Annotated in this window: 2 protein-coding genes; both read left to right on the top strand. The window is 71.4% G+C overall.

The window, feature by feature from the left end:
* On the top strand, positions 1-1227 hold a 1227-nt coding region (locus VF542_RS00135; RefSeq protein ID WP_408649680.1), incomplete at its 5' end, for an 8-oxoguanine deaminase.
* On the top strand, positions 1224-2497 hold a 1274-nt coding region (locus VF542_RS00130; RefSeq protein WP_408649679.1), incomplete at its 3' end, for a xanthine dehydrogenase family protein molybdopterin-binding subunit. The genes VF542_RS00135 and VF542_RS00130, both read left to right, overlap by 4 nt.

Genomic DNA, 2497 nt, shown 5'->3' with positions numbered 1-2497 from the left:
GCCCAACTGCTCGACACCACCGGCTGCCTGGTGACCCCCGGGCTGGTGAACACCCATCACCACCTGTACCAGTGGCTGACCCGCGGTTTCGGCGCGGACAGCACCCTGTTCCAGTGGCTCACCGAGCTGTACCCGATCTGGGCCCGGATCGACGCCGACGCCGTGCACGCGGCCGCGTCGGCCAACCTCGGCTGGCTGGCGCTGTCGGGCTGCAGCACCAGCACCGACCACCATTACGTCTTTCCCAAGGCCGATCCCTCCAACGCCGGGGGCGACCTGCTGGAGGCCACCATCAGCGCCGCGCTGGAGATCGGCGTGCGGTTCCAGCCGTGCCGGGGCTCGATGGACCTCGGCGAGTCCGCCGGCGGGTTGCCGCCGGACTCGGTCGTCGAGGACCGGGAGTCGATCCTGATCGCCACCGAGGCCGCGATCGACCGGTGGCACGACCCGTCGCCCGCGGCGATGACCCGGATCGCGGTGGCGCCCTGCTCGCCGTTCTCGGTCACTGCCGAGCTGATGCGCGAGGCCGCCGAACTGGCCCGCGACAAGGGCGTCCGGCTGCACACCCACCTCGCCGAGACGGCCGATGAGGACGAGTTCTGCCTGCGTACCTATGGGCAATCCCCGGCCGAGTACCTGGCAGAGCTGGGCTGGCTGGGCCCGGACGTCTGGCTGGCGCATTGCGTGCACCTGTCCGACTCGGCCATCAAGAGCTTCGCGGCCACCGGCACCGCGGTGGCGCACTGCCCCACGTCCAACGGCCGGCTCGGTGCCGGCAGCGCCCGGGTGCGGGAGCTGATCGACGCCGGCGTCCCGGTCGGCCTCGGGGTGGACGGGTCGGCGTCCAACGAGGCCGGCCGGCTGGTGGACGAGCTGCGTTCGGCGATGGTGGTGGCCCGGTTGCGCGGCGGGCCGCAGTCGCTGACCGCCCGCGAGACCCTGCGGCTGGCCACCATCGGCGGTGCCCAGTGCCTGGGCCGGGAGTCCGAGCTCGGATCGCTGGAACCGGGCAAGCTCGCCGATGTGGCGGTCTGGCGGCTGGACGGCCTGGGCCAGGCCGGCGGAGCGGATCCCGTGTTCTGCTGGGCGTTCTCCTCCTCCGCACCACTGGAGCTGCTGCTGGTCAACGGCCGCGGGGTGGTCGCCGACGCGACCCTGCTGACCGCCGACAGCGGTCGGCTGGCCCGGGACGCGGCTGCCGCCAGCGCTCGGTTGGTGAGCCGATGAGCACGCCGGTAAGCACGCCGGTGAGCACCCCGGTGAGCACCCAGCCCAGCACCGGCACCGTCGTTGCCGGTGGTATCGGGACCAGCCCGGTTCGACCGGACGCGAACCTCAAGGTGCGGGGTGAGTTCGCCTACTCCTCGGACATGTGGCTGGACGACATGCTCTGGGGCGCCACCCTGCGCAGCCCGCATCCCCGTGCCGTGATCTCCTCGATCGACATCACCGACGCGCTGAAGACCGTCGGGGTGTACGCGGTGCTGACCGCCGAGGACGTCCCGGGGCGGAACCGGTACGGCCTGGAGATCGCCGACCAGCCGGTGCTGGCCGAGCGGGAGGTGCGTTACCAGGGCGAGCCGGTGGCCATCGTGGCCGCCGATCATCCGGAGATCGCGCGGCAGGCGTGCAAGAAGATCGTGGTGCACTACGAGGTGCTGGAGCCGATCGTCGATGCGGTCGCGGCCAGCACGCCGGGTTCCCCGCCGGTGCACGAGAATCCCGTTCCCGGGCATGGCATCGAGGGCAACGTGCTGCGGTCGGTGCACCTGGAACGCGGCTCGGCTTCGGTCACAGCTGACGTGGTGGTCACCGGCGAGTACGAGGTCGGCATGCAGGACCAGGCCTTCCTCGGGCCGGAATCCGGGCTCGCGGTGCCGGCCGAGGACGGCGGGATCGACCTCTACATCGCCACCCAGTGGTTGCACGCGGACCAGAGCCAGGTTGCTGCCGCGCTCGGGTTGCCGGCCAGCAAGGTGCGGTTCACCCTCGCCGGTGTCGGCGGGGCCTTCGGTGGCCGCGAGGACGTCTCGATGCAGATCCATGCCTGCCTGCTGGCCCTGCGCACCGGCCGGCCGATCAAGATGGTCTACAGCCGGGAGGAATCCTTCTACGGCCACGTGCACCGGCACCCGGCGCTGATGCGCTACGAGCACGGCGCCGACTCCTCCGGACGGCTGGTGTACGCGCGGGCCTCGATCGTGCTGGACGGCGGCGCGTACGCCTCGTCCTCGACCGCGGTGGCCGGCAACGCGGCGACCCTGGGCTTCGGCCCGTACGACATTCCCAACGTCAGCATGGACTGCCTGGTCACCTACACCAACAACCCGCCGTGCGGGGCGATGCGCGGCTTCGGCGCCGTTCAGGCTTGCTTCGGCTACGAATCCCAGATGGACAAGCTGGCCGAGGCCTGCGGGCTGTCACCGATCGAGCTGCGGCTGCGCAACGCGATGAGCGAGGGATCGGTGATGCCCACCGGGCAGCTGGTGGACTCGGC

Source organism: Jatrophihabitans sp., assembly GCF_036389215.1.
In the GTDB taxonomy this organism is placed as follows: domain Bacteria; phylum Actinomycetota; class Actinomycetes; order Mycobacteriales; family Jatrophihabitantaceae; genus Jatrophihabitans_A.
Note: the sequence above shows the minus strand (reverse complement) of the source record. Positions and strands in the feature narration are given on the sequence as shown.